This is a genomic window from Streptomyces sp. SS1-1, assembly GCF_008973465.1.
GTDB lineage: Bacteria > Actinomycetota > Actinomycetes > Streptomycetales > Streptomycetaceae > Streptomyces.
Genome location: NZ_WBXN01000004.1, coordinates 2,726,359 through 2,744,291, shown reverse-complemented (window position 1 = coordinate 2,744,291; position 17,933 = coordinate 2,726,359). Strand labels below are relative to the sequence as shown.

Annotated in this window: 19 protein-coding genes, 1 tRNA gene and 1 pseudogene; 11 read left to right on the top strand and 10 right to left on the bottom strand. The window is 71.6% G+C overall.

Going from position 1 to position 17,933, the window contains the following annotated elements:
• Positions 1-144: 144 nt before the first annotated feature.
• Positions 145-417 carry a hypothetical protein gene (locus F8R89_RS13725; RefSeq protein ID WP_151784249.1) on the bottom strand — a complete coding sequence of 91 codons (273 nt, stop codon included), beginning with the start codon at positions 415-417 and terminating at the stop codon, positions 145-147.
• 21 nt (positions 418-438) lie between these two features.
• Entirely contained in the window at positions 439-1,101 is a 663-nt protein-coding gene (locus F8R89_RS13720; RefSeq protein WP_225994389.1) for a DUF6313 family protein, read from the bottom strand.
• A 427-nt stretch (positions 1,102-1,528) separates the two neighbouring features.
• On the opposite strand from F8R89_RS13720, the gene F8R89_RS36190 reads away from it, so the two are divergent.
• From F8R89_RS36190 to F8R89_RS37345, 4 genes and pseudogenes are all read left to right on the top strand, one after another.
• Complete coding sequence (locus F8R89_RS36190) at positions 1,529-1,666, top strand: hypothetical protein (protein ID WP_192806117.1); 138 nt, start codon at positions 1,529-1,531, stop codon at positions 1,664-1,666.
• A gap of 476 nt (positions 1,667-2,142) precedes the next feature.
• A complete protein-coding gene (locus F8R89_RS36705) occupies positions 2,143-2,265 on the top strand; it encodes a DUF3987 domain-containing protein (protein WP_225994388.1) in 123 nt (40 codons plus the stop codon).
• Positions 2,262-2,480: a hypothetical protein gene (locus tag F8R89_RS13715; RefSeq protein ID WP_151784248.1), complete on the top strand. Its 219-nt coding sequence runs from the start codon at positions 2,262-2,264 to the stop codon at positions 2,478-2,480. Before F8R89_RS36705 ends, F8R89_RS13715 begins: the two co-directional genes overlap by 4 nt.
• Positions 2,480-2,845: pseudogene (locus tag F8R89_RS37345) on the top strand (DUF3987 domain-containing protein); the annotation flags it as partial. The gene F8R89_RS13715 and the pseudogene F8R89_RS37345, both read left to right, overlap by 1 nt.
• Positions 2,846-2,880: 35 nt before the next feature.
• Here F8R89_RS37345 and F8R89_RS36185 read toward each other — a convergent pair.
• Entirely contained in the window at positions 2,881-3,024 is a 144-nt protein-coding gene (locus tag F8R89_RS36185; protein ID WP_192806116.1) for a hypothetical protein, read from the bottom strand.
• 300 nt (positions 3,025-3,324) lie between these two features.
• Positions 3,325-3,396 (bottom strand) — tRNA-Cys (locus F8R89_RS13705).
• A 200-nt stretch (positions 3,397-3,596) separates the two neighbouring features.
• Between F8R89_RS13705 and F8R89_RS13700 the strand changes: the two genes are divergently transcribed.
• From F8R89_RS13700 to F8R89_RS13675, 6 genes are all read left to right on the top strand, one after another.
• Positions 3,597-5,054: an MFS transporter gene (locus F8R89_RS13700; protein WP_151784247.1), complete on the top strand. Its 1,458-nt coding sequence runs from the start codon at positions 3,597-3,599 to the stop codon at positions 5,052-5,054.
• Positions 5,055-5,256: 202 nt separating this feature from the next.
• Positions 5,257-7,047 (top strand): DEAD/DEAH box helicase, encoded by a 1,791-nt coding sequence (locus F8R89_RS13695; RefSeq protein WP_151784246.1) that lies wholly within the window; start codon positions 5,257-5,259, stop codon positions 7,045-7,047.
• A 351-nt stretch (positions 7,048-7,398) separates the two neighbouring features.
• Positions 7,399-8,040, top strand: a complete 642-nt coding sequence (locus F8R89_RS13690; protein ID WP_055624649.1) for an IclR family transcriptional regulator — start codon at positions 7,399-7,401, stop codon at positions 8,038-8,040.
• 73 nt (positions 8,041-8,113) lie between these two features.
• The gene (locus tag F8R89_RS13685; RefSeq protein ID WP_151784245.1) at positions 8,114-8,956 is read left to right on the top strand and encodes a chorismate synthase; all 843 of its coding nucleotides are present in this window, start codon (positions 8,114-8,116) and stop codon (positions 8,954-8,956) included.
• Complete coding sequence (menC, locus tag F8R89_RS13680) at positions 8,953-10,062, top strand: o-succinylbenzoate synthase (protein WP_151784244.1); 1,110 nt, start codon at positions 8,953-8,955, stop codon at positions 10,060-10,062. The genes F8R89_RS13685 and menC overlap by 4 nt, the downstream gene beginning before the upstream one ends.
• Before the next feature lie 72 nt (positions 10,063-10,134).
• A complete protein-coding gene (locus F8R89_RS13675; RefSeq protein WP_151784243.1) occupies positions 10,135-10,920 on the top strand; it encodes a S16 family serine protease in 786 nt (261 codons plus the stop codon).
• Between the two features lie 16 nt (positions 10,921-10,936).
• Here F8R89_RS13675 and F8R89_RS13670 read toward each other — a convergent pair whose 3' ends face one another.
• Genes F8R89_RS13670 through F8R89_RS13650 form a run of 5 tightly spaced genes read right to left on the bottom strand, consistent with a single transcriptional unit; the run spans position 10,937 to position 15,145 of the window.
• Positions 10,937-11,896, bottom strand: a complete 960-nt coding sequence (locus F8R89_RS13670; protein WP_192806115.1) for a glycine betaine ABC transporter substrate-binding protein — start codon at positions 11,894-11,896, stop codon at positions 10,937-10,939.
• A 35-nt stretch (positions 11,897-11,931) separates the two neighbouring features.
• Entirely contained in the window at positions 11,932-12,762 is an 831-nt protein-coding gene (locus tag F8R89_RS13665; protein ID WP_151784242.1) for an ABC transporter permease, read from the bottom strand.
• Entirely contained in the window at positions 12,759-13,997 is a 1,239-nt protein-coding gene (locus F8R89_RS13660; protein WP_151784241.1) for a betaine/proline/choline family ABC transporter ATP-binding protein, read from the bottom strand. The genes F8R89_RS13665 and F8R89_RS13660 overlap by 4 nt, the downstream gene beginning before the upstream one ends.
• The gene (locus F8R89_RS13655) at positions 13,990-14,637 is read right to left on the bottom strand and encodes an ABC transporter permease (protein ID WP_151784240.1); all 648 of its coding nucleotides are present in this window, start codon (positions 14,635-14,637) and stop codon (positions 13,990-13,992) included. Before F8R89_RS13655 ends, F8R89_RS13660 begins: the two co-directional genes overlap by 8 nt.
• Positions 14,638-14,665: 28 nt before the next feature.
• Complete coding sequence (locus F8R89_RS13650; RefSeq protein ID WP_192806114.1) at positions 14,666-15,145, bottom strand: Lrp/AsnC family transcriptional regulator; 480 nt, start codon at positions 15,143-15,145, stop codon at positions 14,666-14,668.
• A 125-nt stretch (positions 15,146-15,270) separates the two neighbouring features.
• Here F8R89_RS13650 and hppD point away from each other — a divergent pair, with 125 nt between their 5' ends.
• Positions 15,271-16,416, top strand: a complete 1,146-nt coding sequence (hppD, locus tag F8R89_RS13645; RefSeq protein WP_151784239.1) for a 4-hydroxyphenylpyruvate dioxygenase — start codon at positions 15,271-15,273, stop codon at positions 16,414-16,416.
• Between the two features lie 25 nt (positions 16,417-16,441).
• Here the strand turns inward: hppD and F8R89_RS13640 are convergent, their stop codons facing one another.
• Entirely contained in the window at positions 16,442-17,884 is a 1,443-nt protein-coding gene (locus F8R89_RS13640) for a tetratricopeptide repeat protein (protein ID WP_151784238.1), read from the bottom strand.
• Positions 17,885-17,933 lie beyond the last annotated feature (49 nt).

Genomic DNA, 17,933 nt, shown 5'->3' with positions numbered 1-17,933 from the left:
GTCCTGCTGGTGACGGGACAGGGTGGGCCGGTGTCTCCAAGCCGCGGGACACCGGCGCTCGCATGTGCGGTGAACCAGGTGGCTACCTGTGTGAGACGAGCAGAAGCTTCGTATCCCTTGACTCAGGCCGGCCGAGGCTCATGGTCACCCCCGTTGGGAAGGAGCGCGCCAGGTCCGTGTCACACCACGTACTTCAGCGGCCGCGAGGACGTCGTCCGGCACTTGCTGCTCGCTGGATGCCCTCGCCAGATCCCGATACATGAGAGCTGCTGCTGCACCACCGAGTTGAGTTCCGTGCCCCTCGACCCCCCAGCGGGCCAGGTGGCGCGCCCCGGCGTCGAGGCCGTCCTCGGTGGCGTTGGGAAAGATTTCACTCAGGGCGGCGCGGGCGATCTCCACGGCGCTTCGTGTCTGCATCGGAACCGTCCTTCCGGAACGTCAAGGTTGGTTGGCGCGTGCCGTACACACGAGGCATGTGTCCTGGTACCCGGTCATGAACATCACGGCGCGGGCGAAGCTCTCGGCGGATTCGAGTGCTTCGTTGCGGTCCAGCTCCGCGAGTTCGACTGTGCAGAGCACGTCTCGGACGAGGATTTCCCAGTGGTCCTGAGCCTTCTTCCAGTCTCCCCAATGAGCCCGCCTCACATAGCGGTCCAGGAACTCCTGGTCCTCAGCGCTCTTCGCATGGAGCGACTCCAGGAAAGTGATCTTTCCCGGCAGCTTGAAGCGGCGTTTGAGGCTTCTCCGTTGGAAGAGGTGATTGGTAGCGATGTCCTTGACCCGCTGCATCCGGGCCGCGATGACATGACCTGCCACACCACCGATCAGGGCGGGTACCAGCAACCAGCCCAGTACTGACGCACCTCGGGCGACTGCGTGCGCGGGCGGGTCGACGAGTGTGAACACCCGATAGATGCCGCTCCAGCTCTTCTCGGATCGACCGGCACCCACCACCCACACAACGCCGATGATCAGGGCGATGGGGACACCCCAGTCGATGAACCATTGGGTGACGCCCGACAACGCCTTGCGTGAGCGGAACGTGCGACGTATCCACACCACCGCCGACTGCCCTTGCAGCGGGTGCAGGGCCGCCGGCATGGGTGGCTGAGCTGGCTGAGGCGGTACGGACAACGGCGCCCTCCTCAAGTGTGACGGGGCTCAGTCACCGCATGTGACGCCTGGGTGCATTCCGTGGTTGCACGGCGTGGCCACTTTGATTGCGGGTCGGGCACGGGTGCCGCCGACCACAATGCACGGCCGAGGGGGGCGGGTGCCGCCCCCCTCGTCTCACCGGGGGGAGGAAGAGGCCGTGGCGGGGATCGAACCGCGTAACTCGCTTTGAAGGTTTGTCCGGGCTGGTCAAGGCGTGATCCAGATGCGTTCGCTGGCGTTCAGTCCCGTGCGGACGTTGCGCCGAGAGGGGTGGAGCGAACGGCCGCGTACGACGATGAATGAGACGGGAACTGAGACGGACCCGCTCGGCTCACGACCTCCGACGGCATAGCCGTCACCTGTCCAGTAGGGAATGCAGCAGCGCCATCACTCCGACACCAACCAGGAGGGCCGCACCGAACTGTGGGTGCTCAAGAGCGGCATACACCGCGCCACCGCCAACGAGCAAGAGCAGCACCGTCCGCTGATCTGTGTGACCGTTCATGGGTAGGCCCTCCCTGGGTCTGCGCCGCCGACGGCTCGGCTACCTTCTGCGGGTACTCCGCATCGGAAGGAAACAACGATTGGAATCCGGACAGTTTTCCCGAGCTGGCCCCGGTCTTTTAAGATCTTGCAGTACACTCCCGCGCGAAATCTTCGCCGTCTGCGGAGCTACTGGTCAGCAATGCCGATGGCGCTCCCGCCGCCCTTACTGGTCCGGCGACCACCACGCAGGTGTGGCGCCCGTCACCTTGATGCCGCCGCCTTTTCGTCGGAGGAGAGTCGTCCTTGGCTGCTCTCCCACCCTGAAGGCGGCCCAGATGGATTGGCCCGGCGGTGCACCACCCTGCTCTTTGCGGTAGTCGACATGGGAGCCTTGAGGGCGACGACGGGTGAGCAGAGAGGAGGATCGAGTGCGGCAGCAGGCCAATCCTCGGGGAACCTTCTCTACGCGGTAACTGGCGTGAGCCCACCAACCTCTAGACGGTGGCGGCCCTGCCGCCCGGCAACCGCAAGTCCGCCGTGTTCGCCCTGCTCGCCAACCCCCTCTACGACGCTGAGAAACAGCTCAAGGCCGCGATGCAGCTGGCCATCGTCGAGCGCAGGTGACCGCCCGCCTCGCGAAGGAAGCGGCAGACAAGGCCGTCGCCCGTGCCGCGTCCCCCGACGACGACAAGCGGCAAGAGGTGGTGGCCGCCGCCGTCGGTCTCGCGCAGACCACCGAGACGCTCACCGTCCCGGCCGAACCCGTGCTGCTCGCCGACCACTCCACGCCCGAGACGGTCACCTCCCTTATGCATAGCAGGGCGGTCGGCTGTCCGTGATGAGCGCGGAGGGCGGCGTCTTCGACATCATCGCGGGGCGCTACTCCGGGGCCCCGAGCATGGTCGCGTTCTTCAAGGGGCATGCCGGGGACCGGCTGAGGGTCAACCGGCAGTCATGCCGCGAGCACATCGACGCGCCCCGCCCTGGCCGTGCAGCTCAAGGTGCTGCAAGACATCGCCAAGTGAAGAGGGTTCGACGGACGCGGGTTCCTGGCCCGCTTCCTGTTCTCCCTGCCCAAGTCCATGGTGGGCGAGCGGAAGTCGTCACGGACCCCATCTCCGAGCAGAGGGCCGCTGCCTACGCCGCGAGGGTCATCGACCTCACGCTGTCCCTCGCGGAGTGGGCCGACCCGGCTGTCATCCAACTCAGCCCGGGGGCGGACGCGGCCCTGATCTCCTATCAGGAACGGGTGAACCGCAGCTCAAGAAGCGTGGCGGCGAGGGTGTCCACATCACCAACTGGGCTGCGGAACTCGCCGGCGCCACCGCCCGGATGGCCGCGCTGCTGCACCTCGCCGAAGACGGCGGCACCGGCTACGCCCACTGTTGCCGAAGACACCATGCGCGGCGATCGAGCTGGGGGATTACTACACCGCCCACGCCCTCTCCGCGTTCGACGCCATGGGCGCGGACTCGGTCATCGGCCGCGCCCGCAGCGTGCTGACGCGGTGCGGGACAACCGGTGGGAGACGTCAGCCGACGGGACGTCTTCACCGCCCTGTCCCGTAGCGAGGTGCCGACCGTCGCCGACATTGAACCTGCCGTGGCATTTGCTGGAAGATCATGGATACCTGCGGCACCCCTGGAGGGTGCCGCCCTTCAGGGGTGCCTGCTCAGGCAACGGAGGCCGTGGCGGGAATCGAACCCGCGTAACTCGCTTTGCAGGCGAGTCCCTGAGCCACTCGGGCACACGGCCGTGCGCAGGTCCGGAAGCCGGGCCTGGTCGGTGGTTCGACCGTACGGGCGGGGTGCTGAAGGGCTCAAGGGGAGCGGGTGGGGTGCAACGTGATCGCCATGCCGCGTTCATGAAGCGGGGCGGTCGTACGACCAAGGTCTCAGGGGAGGTGCGGCCCCCGACAGGGGTCAATGTCGGTCACGGCCCTTACTCTGGCGACCATGACTGCCCTCGAGCCGCGCGACACCGATGTCGCCAAGACGTCCGCCGTTCCCTCCGCCGCCGTATCGGAGGAGACCGTGCTGGGGCGGTCGTACCGGGCCCTGAGCATCGGGATCGTCTCCGTCGTGCTGCTCATCGCCTTCGAGGCGACCGCCGTCGGGACGGCGATGCCGGTCGCCGCGCGCGAGCTGAACGGGGTGTCGCTGTACGCCTTCGCGTTCTCCGGGTACTTCACCACCAGCCTCTTCGGCATGGTGCTGTCCGGCCAGTGGTCCGATCGGCGGGGGCCGCTCGCGCCGCTGACCACGGGCATCGCCGCCTTCGGGGCGGGGCTCCTGCTGTCCGGCACCGCCGGGGCCATGTGGCTGTTCATCCTCGGGCGGGCCGTCCAGGGGCTCGGCGGCGGACTCGTCATCGTCGCCCTGTACGTCGTCGTCGGCCGCGCCTACCCCGAGCGGCTGCGCCCGGCGATCATGGCGGCGTTCGCCGCGAGCTGGGTCGTGCCGTCCATCGTGGGGCCGTTGGCCTCCGGTGCCGTGACCGAGCATCTGGGCTGGCGGTGGGTGTTCGTCGGCATCCCCGTGCTGGTGCTGCTGCCGCTCGGCCTCGCCCTGCCCCAGATACGCCGCCGTGCTGCCGGACCCGTGCCGGGCGCCGGGAGCGACGCCTCCTTCGACCGGCGCCGCATCCGGCTCGCCCTCGCGATCTCCTTCGGCGCCGGGCTGCTGCAGTACGCCGCCCAAGACCTCAGGTGGATCTCCCTCGTCCCCGGCGCCCTGGGCGCCGCGCTCCTCGTGCCGGCCGCGCTCGGACTGCTCCCGCGCGGCACCTACCGCGCCGCGCGGGGCCTGCCGTCCGTGGTCCTGCTGCGCGGCGTGGCCGCCGGGTCGTTCATCGCGGCCGAGTCCTTCGTGCCGCTGATGCTGGTCACCCAGCGGGGCCTGTCGCCGACGCTCGCCGGGTTCTCGCTCGCGGCCGGCGGTGTCACCTGGGCGCTGGGCTCCTGGGTGCAGTCCCGGCCACGCGTGGAGCCGTACCGGGAGCGGCTGACGACCGCCGGCATGGTGCTGGTCGCCGCGGCCGTCGCGGCGGCGCCGAGCGTGCTGATCCACTCCGTGCCCGCCTGGACGCTCGCCGTCGCCTGGGCCTTCGGCTGCTTCGGGATGGGCCTGGTGATCTCCTCCACGAGCGTGCTGCTGCTCAAGCTCTCCGCCCCCGAGGAGGCAGGCACCAACTCCGCCGCCCTCCAGATCTCCGACGCCCTCTCGAACGTCGTCCTGCTGGCGGCGGGCGGCGCCGCCTTCGCCGCGCTCGGCGGCGGCGCGCTGAGCCACGCCCCGCTCGACGCGTCCGGCGCCGGTTCCCAGCACCCGGCGGCGTTCGCGGCGGTGTTCCTGCCGATGGCGGCCGTCGCCCTGGTGGGCGCCTGGGTGACCACCCGGCTCCGGGAGCACTGAGCCCCCCGGCGGGAGCACTGAGCCCCGGCCCTCCCGGCGGACCGTGCCCGCTGTGACGTCAGTCCCACCCGCGTGTGACCCGGCCCCGTACGAGCCGGGCCGGTGCCGGGCCGCCGGTAGGGTGGCCCGGTTGTCATACGCAGGCCCAGCCGCCCGCCCCGCGGACCGGTGTGGCCCTCGAACCGACCCCCGTACGGAGACCGTGACTACCACCGCCGCCTCCTCCCACCACCTTTCCCCCGCCTTCCCCGGGCGGGCCCCCTGGGGCACCGCCAGCAAGCTGCGCGCCTGGCAGCAGGGTGCGATGGAGAAGTACATCCAGGAGCAGCCGCGCGACTTCCTCGCGGTCGCCACGCCCGGCGCCGGAAAGACGACCTTCGCCCTGACGCTCGCCTCCTGGCTGCTGCACCACCACGTCGTGCAGCAGGTCACCGTGGTCGCGCCGACCGAGCACCTGAAGAAGCAGTGGGCGGAGGCCGCGGCGCGCATAGGCATCAAGCTGGACCCCGAGTACAGCGCCGGCCCGCTCGGCAAGGACTACCACGGCGTCGCCGTGACGTACGCGGGCGTCGGCGTGCGCCCCATGCTGCACCGCAACCGCGTCGAGCAGCGCAAGACCCTCGTCATCCTCGACGAGATCCACCACGCCGGTGACTCGAAGTCCTGGGGCGAGGCGTGCCTGGAGGCGTTCGAGCCGGCCACCCGCCGCCTGGCGCTCACCGGTACGCCGTTCCGGTCCGACACCAACCCGATCCCCTTCGTCACGTACGAGGAGGGGAACGACGGCATCCGGCGGTCCGCAGCCGACTACACCTACGGCTACGGCAACGCCCTCGCCGACCACGTCGTCCGGCCCGTCATCTTCCTCTCCTACAGCGGCAACATGCGCTGGCGGACGAAGGCGGGCGACGAGATCGCCGCACGGCTCGGCGAGCCCATGACGAAGGACGCGGTCAGCCAGGCCTGGCGCACGGCCCTGGACCCGCGCGGCGAGTGGATGCCCAGCGTGCTGCGCGCCGCCGACCAGCGGCTGACCGAGGTCAGGAAGGGCATCCCGGACGCGGGCGCCCTCGTGATCGCCTCCGACCAGGACTCCGCGCGCGCCTACGCCAAGCTGATCCGCGAGATCACCGGGACGAAGGCGACGCTCGTGCTGTCCGACGACGCCGGCGCGTCCAAGCGGATCGACGACTTCAGCGAGAGCGACGACCGCTGGATGGTCGCCGTCCGCATGGTGTCCGAGGGCGTCGACGTGCCCCGCCTCGCCGTCGGCGTCTACGCCACCACGATCTCCACGCCGCTCTTCTTCGCGCAGGCCGTCGGCCGTTTCGTACGGTCCAGGCGGCGCGGCGAGACGGCCTCCGTCTTCCTGCCGACCGTGCCCGACCTGCTGACCTTCGCCAACGAGATGGAGGTGGAGCGGGACCACGCCCTCGACAAGCCGAAGAAGGAGGGCGAGGAGGACCCGTACGCCGAGTCCGAGAAGGAGATGGAGGAGGCGAACAAGGAGCAGGACGAGGACACCGGCGAGCAGGAGCAGTTCTCCTTCGAGGCGCTGGAGTCCGAGGCCGTCTTCGACCGGGTGCTGTACGACGGTGCCGAGTTCGGCATGCAGGCCCACCCCGGGAGCGAGGAGGAGCAGGACTACCTCGGCATCCCCGGGCTCCTCGAACCCGACCAGGTGCAGCTGCTGCTGCAGAAGCGGCAGGCCCGGCAGATCGCGCACAGCCGCAAGAAGCCGGACGCCGAGGCCGACCTGCTGGAGCTGCCCGCCGAGCGGCGACCGGTCGTCTCGCACAAGGAGATGATGGAGCTGCGCAAGCAGCTCAACACGATGGTCTCCGCCTACGTCCACCAGAGCGGCAAGCCGCACGGCGTCATCCACACCGAGCTGCGGCGCGTGTGCGGGGGGCCGCCGAGCGCCGAGGCGACGGCCGGGCAGCTGCGGCAGCGGATCGCCAAGGTGCAGGAGTGGGCCACCCGGATGCGGTGACCCGCCCCCCCCGGGGGGGCGCGAAGGTTCCGGGCACCTCACGCCCCCACCGGACACCTCACACCCCTCCCGCAACTCGGTGCACCGTACATATAGGGGCGAACCCGTGCGGTCCGTACCAGCGCGCGCCCGGATTCTGGACGGAGCCTTCCGCTCAGCGAACCGGCTTCGCTAATGTCCGCCTACGCACACGCCCCGTGGCAGCGCCGCCGCGGAGCGCAGCCGTGAAGCGACGCGGTCCGGAAGGCCGGACCGCCGGCCGATCGGCGGCCTCTGAAGCGCGTGACCGACGGGACTCGGTGACGCCCGCCGTGACGAGGCCGTCGACCTCACCACTAAGGAGTGGGCGTCGTGACCGCGGAGACCTCTCAGACGCTCGACAGGGGACTGCGCGTCCTCAAGCTGCTGGCCGATACGGACCACGGACTGACCGTCACCGAGCTATCCACCAAACTGGGCGTGAACCGGACCGTCGTGTACCGGCTCCTCGCCACGCTCGAACAGCACGCCCTCGTACGCCGCGACCTCGGTGGCCGCGCCCGCGTCGGGCTCGGCGTGCTGCGGCTCGGCCGCCAGGTGCATCCGCTGGTGCGCGAGGCCGCGCTGCCCGCGCTGCGCTCCCTGGCCGAGGACATAGGCGCGACGGCCCATCTGACGCTCGTGGACGGCTCCGAGGCGCTGGCCGTCGCCGTGGTGGAGCCGACCTGGACCGACTACCACGTGGCCTACCGGGCGGGTTTCCGGCACCCCCTGGACCGCGGGGCCGCGGGCCGCGCCATCCTCGCCGCCCGGAAGCAGCCCCCCGAGGGCCCCGGGTACACCCTGACCCACGGCGAGCTGGAGGCCGGGGCGAGCGGAGCCGCCGCCCCGCTGATCGGCGTCACCGGCGTCGAGGGCAGCGTGGGCGTCGTGATGCTGGCCGACGCCGTACCGGAGCGGGTCGGGCAGCGGGTCGTGGACGCGGCCCGGGAGGTCGCCGAAGCCCTCCGCTGACGCACCGGGCGGATGCCTGGGCCTGGCGCGCGGCCCCCTAGGCAGCTCCCGCGCCACCTCCGACACTCGTGTCATGACCTCAGTGAGCATCCGCACCGTCCACGACACCGCCGGGTTCACCGCCGTCGCCGACTACTTCAGCGAGGTGTGGCAGACCCCGCGCAGCGCGCCGCCGCTGCTGCCCGAGACGCTGAACAGCCTCGCCCACGCGGGCGGTGCGGTGCACGCCGCGTACGACGGGGAGCGCGTCGTCGGCGGCTGCGTCGCCGTGTTCGGGCCGCCCGCGGCCAGAGAGACGTACTCGCTGCTCGCCGCCGCCGAGCGGGGGCTCGGGCCACGGCTCAAGGAGGCCCAGCGGGCGTGGGCGGTGGGGCTGGGGGCGCGCACGATGCGCTGGACCTTCGATCCGCTGGTCGGCCGGAACGCCCGCTTCAACTTCGTGAAGCTGGGCGCCGAGGGCACCGGGTACCTCGTCGACTTCTACGGGCCGATGGCCGACGGCGTGAACGACGGCGACGAGAGCGACCGGCTGGAGGTCACCTGGGACCTGACCGCCGCCCGCCGCCCGTCCACCGGGACGTCCGCCGACGGGACCGCCGACAGGACCGCCGAGACGGCCGCCGCGCGGGAGGCCGCCCCCGTCACCCACCCGGCGCCGGACGGCGGGCCGCTCGCCCGCCGCGACCCCGGGGACCGGTACGTGTGGTGCCGGGTGCCGGAGGACATCGTGGCGTTACGGGCCACGGACGCCGAACGGGCCCTCGGCTGGCGGCGGGCCGTGCGCGAGGTGTTCACCAAGGCGTTCGCCGAGGGGTTCACGGCGACGGACATGTCCCGCGACGGCTGGTACACGCTCACCCGCCGGGAGGCCACCCCCAGGGACGAGGACACCCCCACGGAAGAGGGCACCCCGTGAAACTGGAACGCGTCGAACTGATCCGGGTCGCGATCCCCCTCGTGACCCCGTTCCGCACGTCCTTCGGCACGATGACGACGAAGGACACCTTCCTGCTGCGGGTCGTCACCGGCACCGCCGAGGGCTGGTCGGAGTTCGCGGGCGACCCCGAGCCGCTGTACTGCGCGGAGTTCGTGGCCGGCGCCGAGCTCGTGCTGCGGGACGTCCTGCTGCCCCGGGCCGCCGCCCTGCCCGCGCTCACCGCCCCCGCGCTCGGTCCGGCGCTGAGCGCAGTGAAGGGGCACGAGCTGGCGAAGGCGGCCCTGGAGACGGCGGTCCTCGACGCCGAGCTGCGGTCGTACGGCATGTCGCTGGCCACGTATCTCGGGGCGGTGCGCGAGCGGGTGCCGGCCGGGGTGTCCGTCGGGATCCGGCCGACCGTCGGGGAGCTGCTGGACGACGTCGAGGGGTACCTCGCCGAGGGGTACGTGCGGATCAAGCTGAAGATCGAGCCCGGCTGGGACCTGGAGCCGGTCCGCGCGGTACGGGAGCGCTTCGGGGAAGCGGTGCCGCTCCAGGTGGACGCCAACGCCGCCTACACGCTCGCCGACGCCGAGCATCTGCGGCGGCTCGACGCGTTCGGGCTGCTGCTGATCGAGGAGCCCCTGGCGGGCGGCGACCTGTACGCCCACGCCCGCCTCCAGCAGCGTCTCACCACCCCCGTCTGCCTGGACGAGTCCCTGCACAACGCCCGCGACACCGCGTCCGCGATCGCGCTGGACGCCTGCCGGGCGGTGAACGTGAAACCGGCCCGGGTCGGCGGCTACCTGGAGGCGCGGCGCGTCCACGACGTGGCGCACGCGCACGGGGTGCCGGTGTGGTGCGGCGGCATGCTGGAGACGGGCATCGGCCGCGCGGCCAACCTGGCCCTGGCCGCCCTCCCCGGCTGCACCCTGCCGGGCGACACCTCGGCCTCCGCCCGCTACTTCGCCGAGGACATCACGGAGCCCTTCGTCCTCGCGGACGGGCATCTGCCGGTGCCCCACGGCCCCGGCATCGGCGTCAGCCCCCTCCCGGAGGTGCTACGCCGCTTCACGACGGCCCGCCGGGACCTGTACCGGGCGTGAAACGCCGACCGTCGCCCAAGGGGCGCCCCCGCCCCCGTCCAGCTTCCCGCACCACCACGTTAGATTTGACGCGTGCTCTCACGCCTCACGCGCCCCCGGGCCCTTGCCGTCTGTGCGTTGCCGGTGGTGGCTCTGCTCGCCACCGCCGCCTTCGCGCCCCTGCCGTTCTCGCTCACGCAGCCCGGTCTGACGGCGAACGTGCTCGGTGACAACCGGGGCGAGCCGGTCATCACGATCTCCGGGGCGCCGACCCACGACACCAGCGGTGAGCTGCGCATGACGACGATCGAGGCCACGTCGCCCGACGCCACCGTGCGGCTCGGTGACGTGATCGACGCCTGGTTCCGCACCGACCAGGCCGTCATGCCGCGCGACTCGGTCTACCCCAGCGGACAGAGCATCCGGGAGATCGAGCGGTTCAACACCCGGCAGATGAAGGAGTCCCAGGACGACGCCACGAAGGCCGCCCTGAACCATCTCGGCCTGGACGGCAAGGGCGTCAAGGTCACCCTGAAGCTCGCCGACGTCGGCGGCCCGAGCGCCGGTCTGCTCTTCTCGCTCGGCATCGTCGACAAGCTCGACGGCGACGGCGGTGACCTCACCGGCGGCCGCACCATCGCCGGCACCGGCACCATCGACCCGGACGGCAAGGTCGGCGCGGTCGGCGGGGTCTCCCTGAAGACGCAGGCCGCCCGCCGGGACGGCGCCACGGTGTTCCTCGTGCCGAAGGACGAGTGCGGCGACGCCAAGGCGGAGCTCCCCAAGGGGCTCCGCCTGATTCCCGTCACCACCCTCAAGGGCGCGATCGGCGCGCTCGACGCGCTCCGGACGGGCAAGGGCACGGTTCCCGCCTGCTGACCGGGGCGCGGGGGCGCTACTTCACGAAGCCCTCCTGCTTGAGCCAGTCCAGGGCGACCTGGTGCGGGTCCTCCCCGTCGACGTCCACCTTCGCGTTCAGCTCCTGCGCCACCGCGTTGTCCAGCTTCCTCGTGATCGGGTCCAGGACGTCCGGGATGGCCGGCCACTTCTTCAGGGCCTTGGTGTTGATCATCGGCGCGGCGTTGTAGTTCGGGAAGAAGTGCTTGTCGTCGTCCATCACGACCAGGTTCATCGACTTGATCCGGCCGTCGGTGGTGAAGACCTCGCCGTAGGTACAACTCCCCTTCGCCGTCTGGGTGTAGATGATCCCGGTGTCCATCTGCGTGATGTTCCGCGACGGCACGTCCATGCCGTACGTCTTCTCCATGCCCCGCAGCCCGTCGGCCCGGTTGGCGAACTCGACCTCCACGCACAGCGTCACCGCGGACGGGTCGGACTTCGACAGGGCGGCCACCTCGGAGAGCGTGTTCGTGCGGTACTTGCGGTGGTTGGCCTGGTTCATGGCCAGCGCGTAGGTGTTGTCCAGCCGCGACGGCGCCAGCCAGGTCACCCCGTTGCCCGCGTCCTCCTTCTTCACCGCCTCCCACTGCTCGTGCGGGTCGACGATCGGATCACTGTGCCCGAGGTACGTGATCCAGGCGGTGCCCGTGTACTCGTACCCGGCGTCCGCCTCCCCCTTGACCACGGCCTCCCGGCTGCCGATGGAGCCCTGGATGCCGGTGCGGTCCACCACCTCGGCACCGGCCGCCTCGAAGGCGATACCCATGATCGCGCCGAGGATCAGCTGCTCGGTGAACGACTTCGACGTCACCGTCAGCTTGGCGCCCTTCAGCGGTTCGCCCCGCCCGATCGTGCCGGGCTCCACGTCGTCGACCATGGGGGAGCCGCTGGTCAGCCCGCAGGCCGTCGCCGCCACCAGCAGTCCCGCCGCCAGCAGGACGGCCGGCCGCCTCACCGGTCCGCTCCGGCCCACAGCACCTCGCGCCCGCCTCACAGGTCCAGCCCCCTCGGCCGCAGCAGCACCTCGGCGAGCGACGCCAGCCAGTCCACCAGCAGCGCCAGCGACACGGTGAGGATCGAGCCCAGCACCAGCACCGGCATCCGCTGGTTGGTGATGCCGGCCGTGATCAGCACGCCCAGCCCGCCGCCCCCGCCGAACACCGCGAGGGTCGCCGTCCCGACGTTGAGGACGAGGGCCGTGCGCACGCCCGCCAGGATCAGCGGCACCGCCAGCGGCAGTTCGACCCGGGACAGCACGCCCGCCGGGGACATCCCGATGCCGCGCGCCGCCTCCAGCAGCGTCGGGTCGTTCGCCTTGAGACCGGCGATCGTGTTGGACAGCACGGGCAGGACGGCGTAGATGATGATGCCGATCAGCGCGGCCCGGCGGCCGATGCCCAGCCAGATCACCAGCAGGGCGAGCAGGCCGATCGCCGGGGTCGCCTGCCCCATGTTGGCGAACGCCAGCGCCACCGGGGTGGCCTTGCTGAAGGCCCGGCGGGTCAGCAGGATGCCCAGCGGGATCGCGATGATCAGCACGAAGAACGTGGAGATCACGGTCAGTTCGATGTGCTCCCACAGGGCCTGCGAGACCTGCCCGTTCGACAGCGCGTTCTCGGAGATGGGGTCCAGGTCGGCCTGCCGGAACCACAGCCAGGTCGCCAGCAGCAGCACCACCAGCATCGCCGGGACGATGGTCAGCTTCTGCCAGCTCAGCTTGCGCGGCGGCCGTTTCGGGGGCGGGGGAGGGGGCGCCTCGTCGTCCTCGGGGACGGGGGGCTCCTCCCGTGCCGGCGCGCCCGCGGCGCGGGGCGTGCTCACGCCTTCTGCCCTTCCGTGCCGCCCTCCTGCTCGGCGTGGGTGACGCCGCTGCGCTGGCCCTCCAGCTCGTGCTGCGCCTCCAGCGCCTCCAGCCGGTCCGCCTCCAGCAGTTCGTGCACGGAGTTGATCAGCGTCTCCATGTCGACGACGCCCGTGTACTCGCCGCGCCGCCCGGTCACCGCGACGCGTCCCGCGTTGTCGGTGAGGACCGCCTCCAAGGCGTCCCGCAGGGTGGCGTCCCTGGTCACCGTGTCGCTGACCAGCGTCCCGGCGCGGGCCAGCGAACCGCGGGCCCGCATCAGGTCGCCGCGCCGCACCCACTTGTAGGGGCGGCGCCGCTTGTCGAGCAGCAGGATCTCGTTGGTGCCGCTGGCGCGCAGCCGGTTGAAGATCTCCTGGAGCGGGTCGTCGACGGTCACCGTCGGGTAGTCGGTGATCTCGACGTCCCGCACCCGGGTCAGGTTGAGGCGTTTCAGGGCCGCGCCCGCGCCGACGAACCCGGAGACGAAATCGTCGGCCGGGTTGGTGAGGATGGCCTCCGGGGTGTCGAACTGGGCGATGTGGGAGCGTTCGCGCAGCACCGCGATCCGGTCGCCGATCTTGATGGCCTCGTCGAAGTCGTGGGTGACGAACACGATGGTCTTGTGCAGTTCGTGCTGGAGCCGGATCAGCTCGTCCTGGAGGTGGTCCCGGGTGATCGGGTCCACCGCGCCGAACGGCTCGTCCATCAGCAGCACGGGCGGGTCGGCGGCCAGCGCCCGCGCCACCCCGACGCGCTGCTGCTGCCCGCCGGAGAGCTGGCGCGGGTAGCGGCCGTGGAACTCGCCGGGGTCCAGGCCCACCAGGTCCAGCAGCTCCTCGACGCGGGAGGCGATCCGGGACTTGGACCAGCCGATCATCCTCGGTACGAGGCCGATGTTCTGGGCGACCGTCATGTGCGGGAACAGCCCGGCGGACTGGATGGCGTAGCCGAGACGCCGGCGCAGCTTCACCGGGTCCATGTCGGTGACGTCCTCGCCGTCGATGCGGATGCGGCCGCCGGTCGGCTCGATCAGCCGGTTGATCATCTTCAGGGTCGTGGACTTCCCGCACCCGGACGGCCCGACGAAGATCACCACCTCGCCCGCCTTGATCTCCATGTTCACGTTGTCGACGGCCGGCTGCGGGCTGCCGGGGTAGCGCTTGGTCAGGTTCTCCAGCTCGATGGAGGCACCGTGGTGCTCGCTCTCAGACACGGATCCCCCTGGGGATGGTCAGCCGTCCGAGGACGACGTACGCGGCGTCGAACAGCAGCGCGAGGATGATGATCCCGATGGTGCCCGCGAGCACCTGGTTGAGCGCGTTGGCGCTGCCCAGCGAGGCGAGCCCGCGGAAGATCACGTTGCCGAGGCCGGGGCCGGAGGCGTACGCGGCGATCGCGGCGATGCCCATCAGCATCTGCGTGGCGACCCGGATGCCGGTCAGGATCGGCGGCCAGGCGAGCGGCAGCTCCACCCGCAGGAGCTGCGCGAGCCGGGACATCCCGATCCCGCGGGCCGCGTCCACCAGGGCCGGGTCGACCCCGCGCAGACCGACGATGCAGTTCCGCACGATCGGCAGCAGCCCGTACAGGGTCAGCGCGATCACCGTCGGCGCCACGCCCAGCCCCACGATCGGGATGAGCAGGCCGATCATGGCGAGCGACGGGATGGTCAGGATGCCCGAGGTGGTCAGGGTCGCCAGGTTCCCGGCCCACTCGCTGCGGTACGTCAGCACCCCGATCAGCACCCCGATGAGGGTCGCCACCACCATGCACTGCAGGACCGCGCTGGCGTGCTGCAGGGCGTCGGCGAGCAACTGCTGGTGGCGGTTGCCCAGGTACTCCCAGAAGCTCACGAGGACTCACCCCTAGCTGATCGCGCCGCTAGCCGTGCTCCCGGTCCTCCCCCGCCTGCTCCACCAGCGGGATGACCCGCAGCGGAACGGGGTTCTCCATGACGATCGCGGTGGAGGCCCGGACGATCCCATCGAAACCGACGACCCGGTCGATCACACGTTGAAGATCGGCGTTCGAGCGCGCCACCAGCCGGCACAGCATGTCCCCGGTGCCGGTGGTGGTGTGCAGCTCCAGCACCTCCGGCACGGACGCCAAGTGCGCCCGTACGTCGGCACCTTGGCCCTGCCGGATCTGCAGCGTGGCGAACGCCGTGACCGGGTAGCCGAGGGCCGCGGGGTCGACCTCGGGCCCAAATCCGCGGATGACTCCGTTCGACTGAAGACGGTCCAGCCGCGCCTGCGCGGTCCCGCGGGCCACCCCCAGCCGCCGGGACATCTCCAGCACCCCGATCCGCGGCTCGCGCGCCAGCAGCGCGATGATCCGCCCGTCCAGCCGGTCGATCGCCATACGGCCCCCTTCCGGGGTGGTCATCCTGTACAGAAAGTCCGCGTGGACCACCCTGGTGCTATGCAGATTGCCCAGCGGAGAACGAAACTATTGCGCACCTTGCCGTGCCGGGCGAGGCTGCGCCTATGACGCAGACCACACACCACACTCCCGACACCGCACGGCAGGCCGACCCCTTCCCGGTCAAGGGAATGGACGCGGTCGTCTTCGCCGTGGGCAACGCCAAGCAGGCGGCGCACTACTACTCCACCGCCTTCGGCATGCAGCTGGTCGCCTACTCCGGACCGGAGAACGGCAACCGCGAGACCGCCTCGTACGTGCTGGAGAGCGGCTCCGCCCGCTTCGTGTTCACCTCCGTGATCAAGCGGTCCACCGAGTGGGGCGCCTTCCTCGAGGACCACGTGGCCGCGCACGGCGACGGCGTGTACGACCTCGCCATCGAGGTGCCGGACGCCCGCGCCGCGTACGCCTACGCGATCGAGCACGGCGCCACGTCCGTCGTCGAGCCGTACGAGCTGAAGGACGAGCACGGCACCGTCGTCCTCGCCGCGATCGCCACCTACGGCAGGACCCGCCACACGCTGGTCGAGCGCACCGGCTACGACGGCCCCTACCTGCCGGGCTACGTCGCCGCCGCCCCGATCGTCGAGCCGCCGGCCAAGCGGTCCTTCCAGGCCGTCGACCACTGCGTCGGCAACGTCGAGCTCGGCCGGATGAACGAGTGGGTCGAGTTCTACAACAAGGTCATGGGCTTCACGAACATGAAGGAGTTCGTGGGCGACGACATCGCGACCGAGTACAGCGCGCTGATGTCGAAGGTCGTGGCCGACGGCACGCTCAAGGTCAAGTTCCCGATCAACGAGCCCGCCATCGCCAAGAAGAAGTCCCAGATCGACGAGTACCTGGAGTTCTACGGCGGCGCCGGCGTCCAGCACATCGCGCTGAACACCAACGACATCGTCCACACCGTCCGCCAGATGCGCGCCGCCGGCGTGCAGTTCCTGGACACCCCGGACTCGTACTACGACACCCTCGGCGAGTGGGCGGGCGAGACCCGCGTGCCCGTGGAGACCCTGCGCGAGCTGAAGATCCTCGTCGACCGCGACGAGGACGGCTACCTGCTGCAGATCTTCACCAAGCCGGTCCAGGACCGCCCGACCGTCTTCTTCGAGATGATCGAGCGCCACGGCTCCATGGGCTTCGGCAAGGGCAACTTCAAGGCCCTGTTCGAGGCCATCGAGCGCGAGCAGGCCAAGCGCGGCAACCTCTGACGACGGCCCGGTCCGCCGGGGAGACTCACTCCCCGGCGGACCAGTCCTCGAAGTCCGGGGCGTCCTCCACCGACGGCTCCCCGAGCTCCCGCAGCGCCTCCTCCGCCCTCGGCACCAGCGTCGGCGAGAACCGCGGACTGATCCGCAGCGCCTCCCGCAGGTGCCGCCGCGCCGGGCCCTCCCGGCCCAGCTCCCGCTCGATCATCCCCAGGTGGTAGCTGTACAGCGCGCTGCGCACCCCGCCCCCCTTGGCCCGGTCCGTGGCCCGCCGGGCGAACTGCAGGGCCTCCTCGTCCTCCCCGGCCCGGTGCAGCGCCCAGCCCAGCGCGTCCGCGACCGCGATCCCCGGCTGGCGCCGCCACTCCGCGCGCAGCCGCCGTACCGCCGACTCCGCGTCCCCGTGGTCCGCCTCGAACCGGCCCAGGACCAGCTCCTCGTCCACCCCGGCCGCCGCGGCCCGCGCCGCCCGCTCCCGCAGCAGGTCGTACTGCACGCGCGCCGCCTGACCCAGCCCCAGCGACTCGTACAGCTCGCCCAGCTCCAGCGCGTACTCCGGACACGGCTGCCGCGCGAGGGCCGCCCGGTAGGCGGTCACCGCCTCCGTGGTGCGGCCCAGCGCGGCCAGCGCCCGGCCCTGCCCGGCCAGCGCCGCCCGCTGGTCCGGGGCGAGCCGCACCGCCTCCTGGAAGTGCCGCAGGGCCGCCTCCACGTCGCCGCTCTCGAAGGCCAGTTGCCCGGCCCGCTCCAGATAGGCCGCCCGCTCGGCCGGGGCCGCCGCCCCGGCCGCCGCGTCGGACAGGGCCGCCGCCGCGTCCTCGCCCCGCCCCCGGTCCCGGTACACGGCCGCCGCCCGCGCCCGCACCGCCGGGCCCGACCGCAGCGCCAGCAGCCGCTCCAGAGCCCGGTCCGCCGCCTTGTGGTGCCCGAGCCCGGTGTGCGCGTCGATCAGCTGCGGATACGCCGTCCAGCGCTTCGGGTCCGCCTTCACCGCGGCCTCCGCCCAGGTCAGCGCGGCCCCGAAGTCCCGCCGGGCGTTCGCCAGGGCCGCCATGCCGCTCAGCGCCCCGGCGTCGCGGGAGCGCACCTCCAGCGCGGCGCGCAGCGCCTTCTCCGCCTTCGGGTAGTACGCCGGCTCCGCGGTCCGCCGCCCCTGCTCGACGTACGCGGCCCCCAGCACCACCCACGACACGGCGTCCCGGGGATGCGCCCGCACCCGCCGCTCACGCCGCTCGATCAGCGCCGCCAGCTCGGGCAGCGCCGCCGGCACCCCCGAGGTCACCGCGGTCAGCGCACCCGCCCCCGGGGCCGGCGCCGGCGCGGGCGGCCGTACCGGCGCCGGCCCGGACGGCAGCAGCGCCAGCGCCCCGCCGAGCACGGCACACCCCGCCACCGACGCGATCAGGACCCGGCGCAGCGTGCGCCGCCGGCCGGTCGCGTCCTGTCCCTGGTCCACGGCCTCGTTCTCCATGGCGTCACTGTGCGCGAATCGGGGCGTGGACACGACGACCACACCCGCC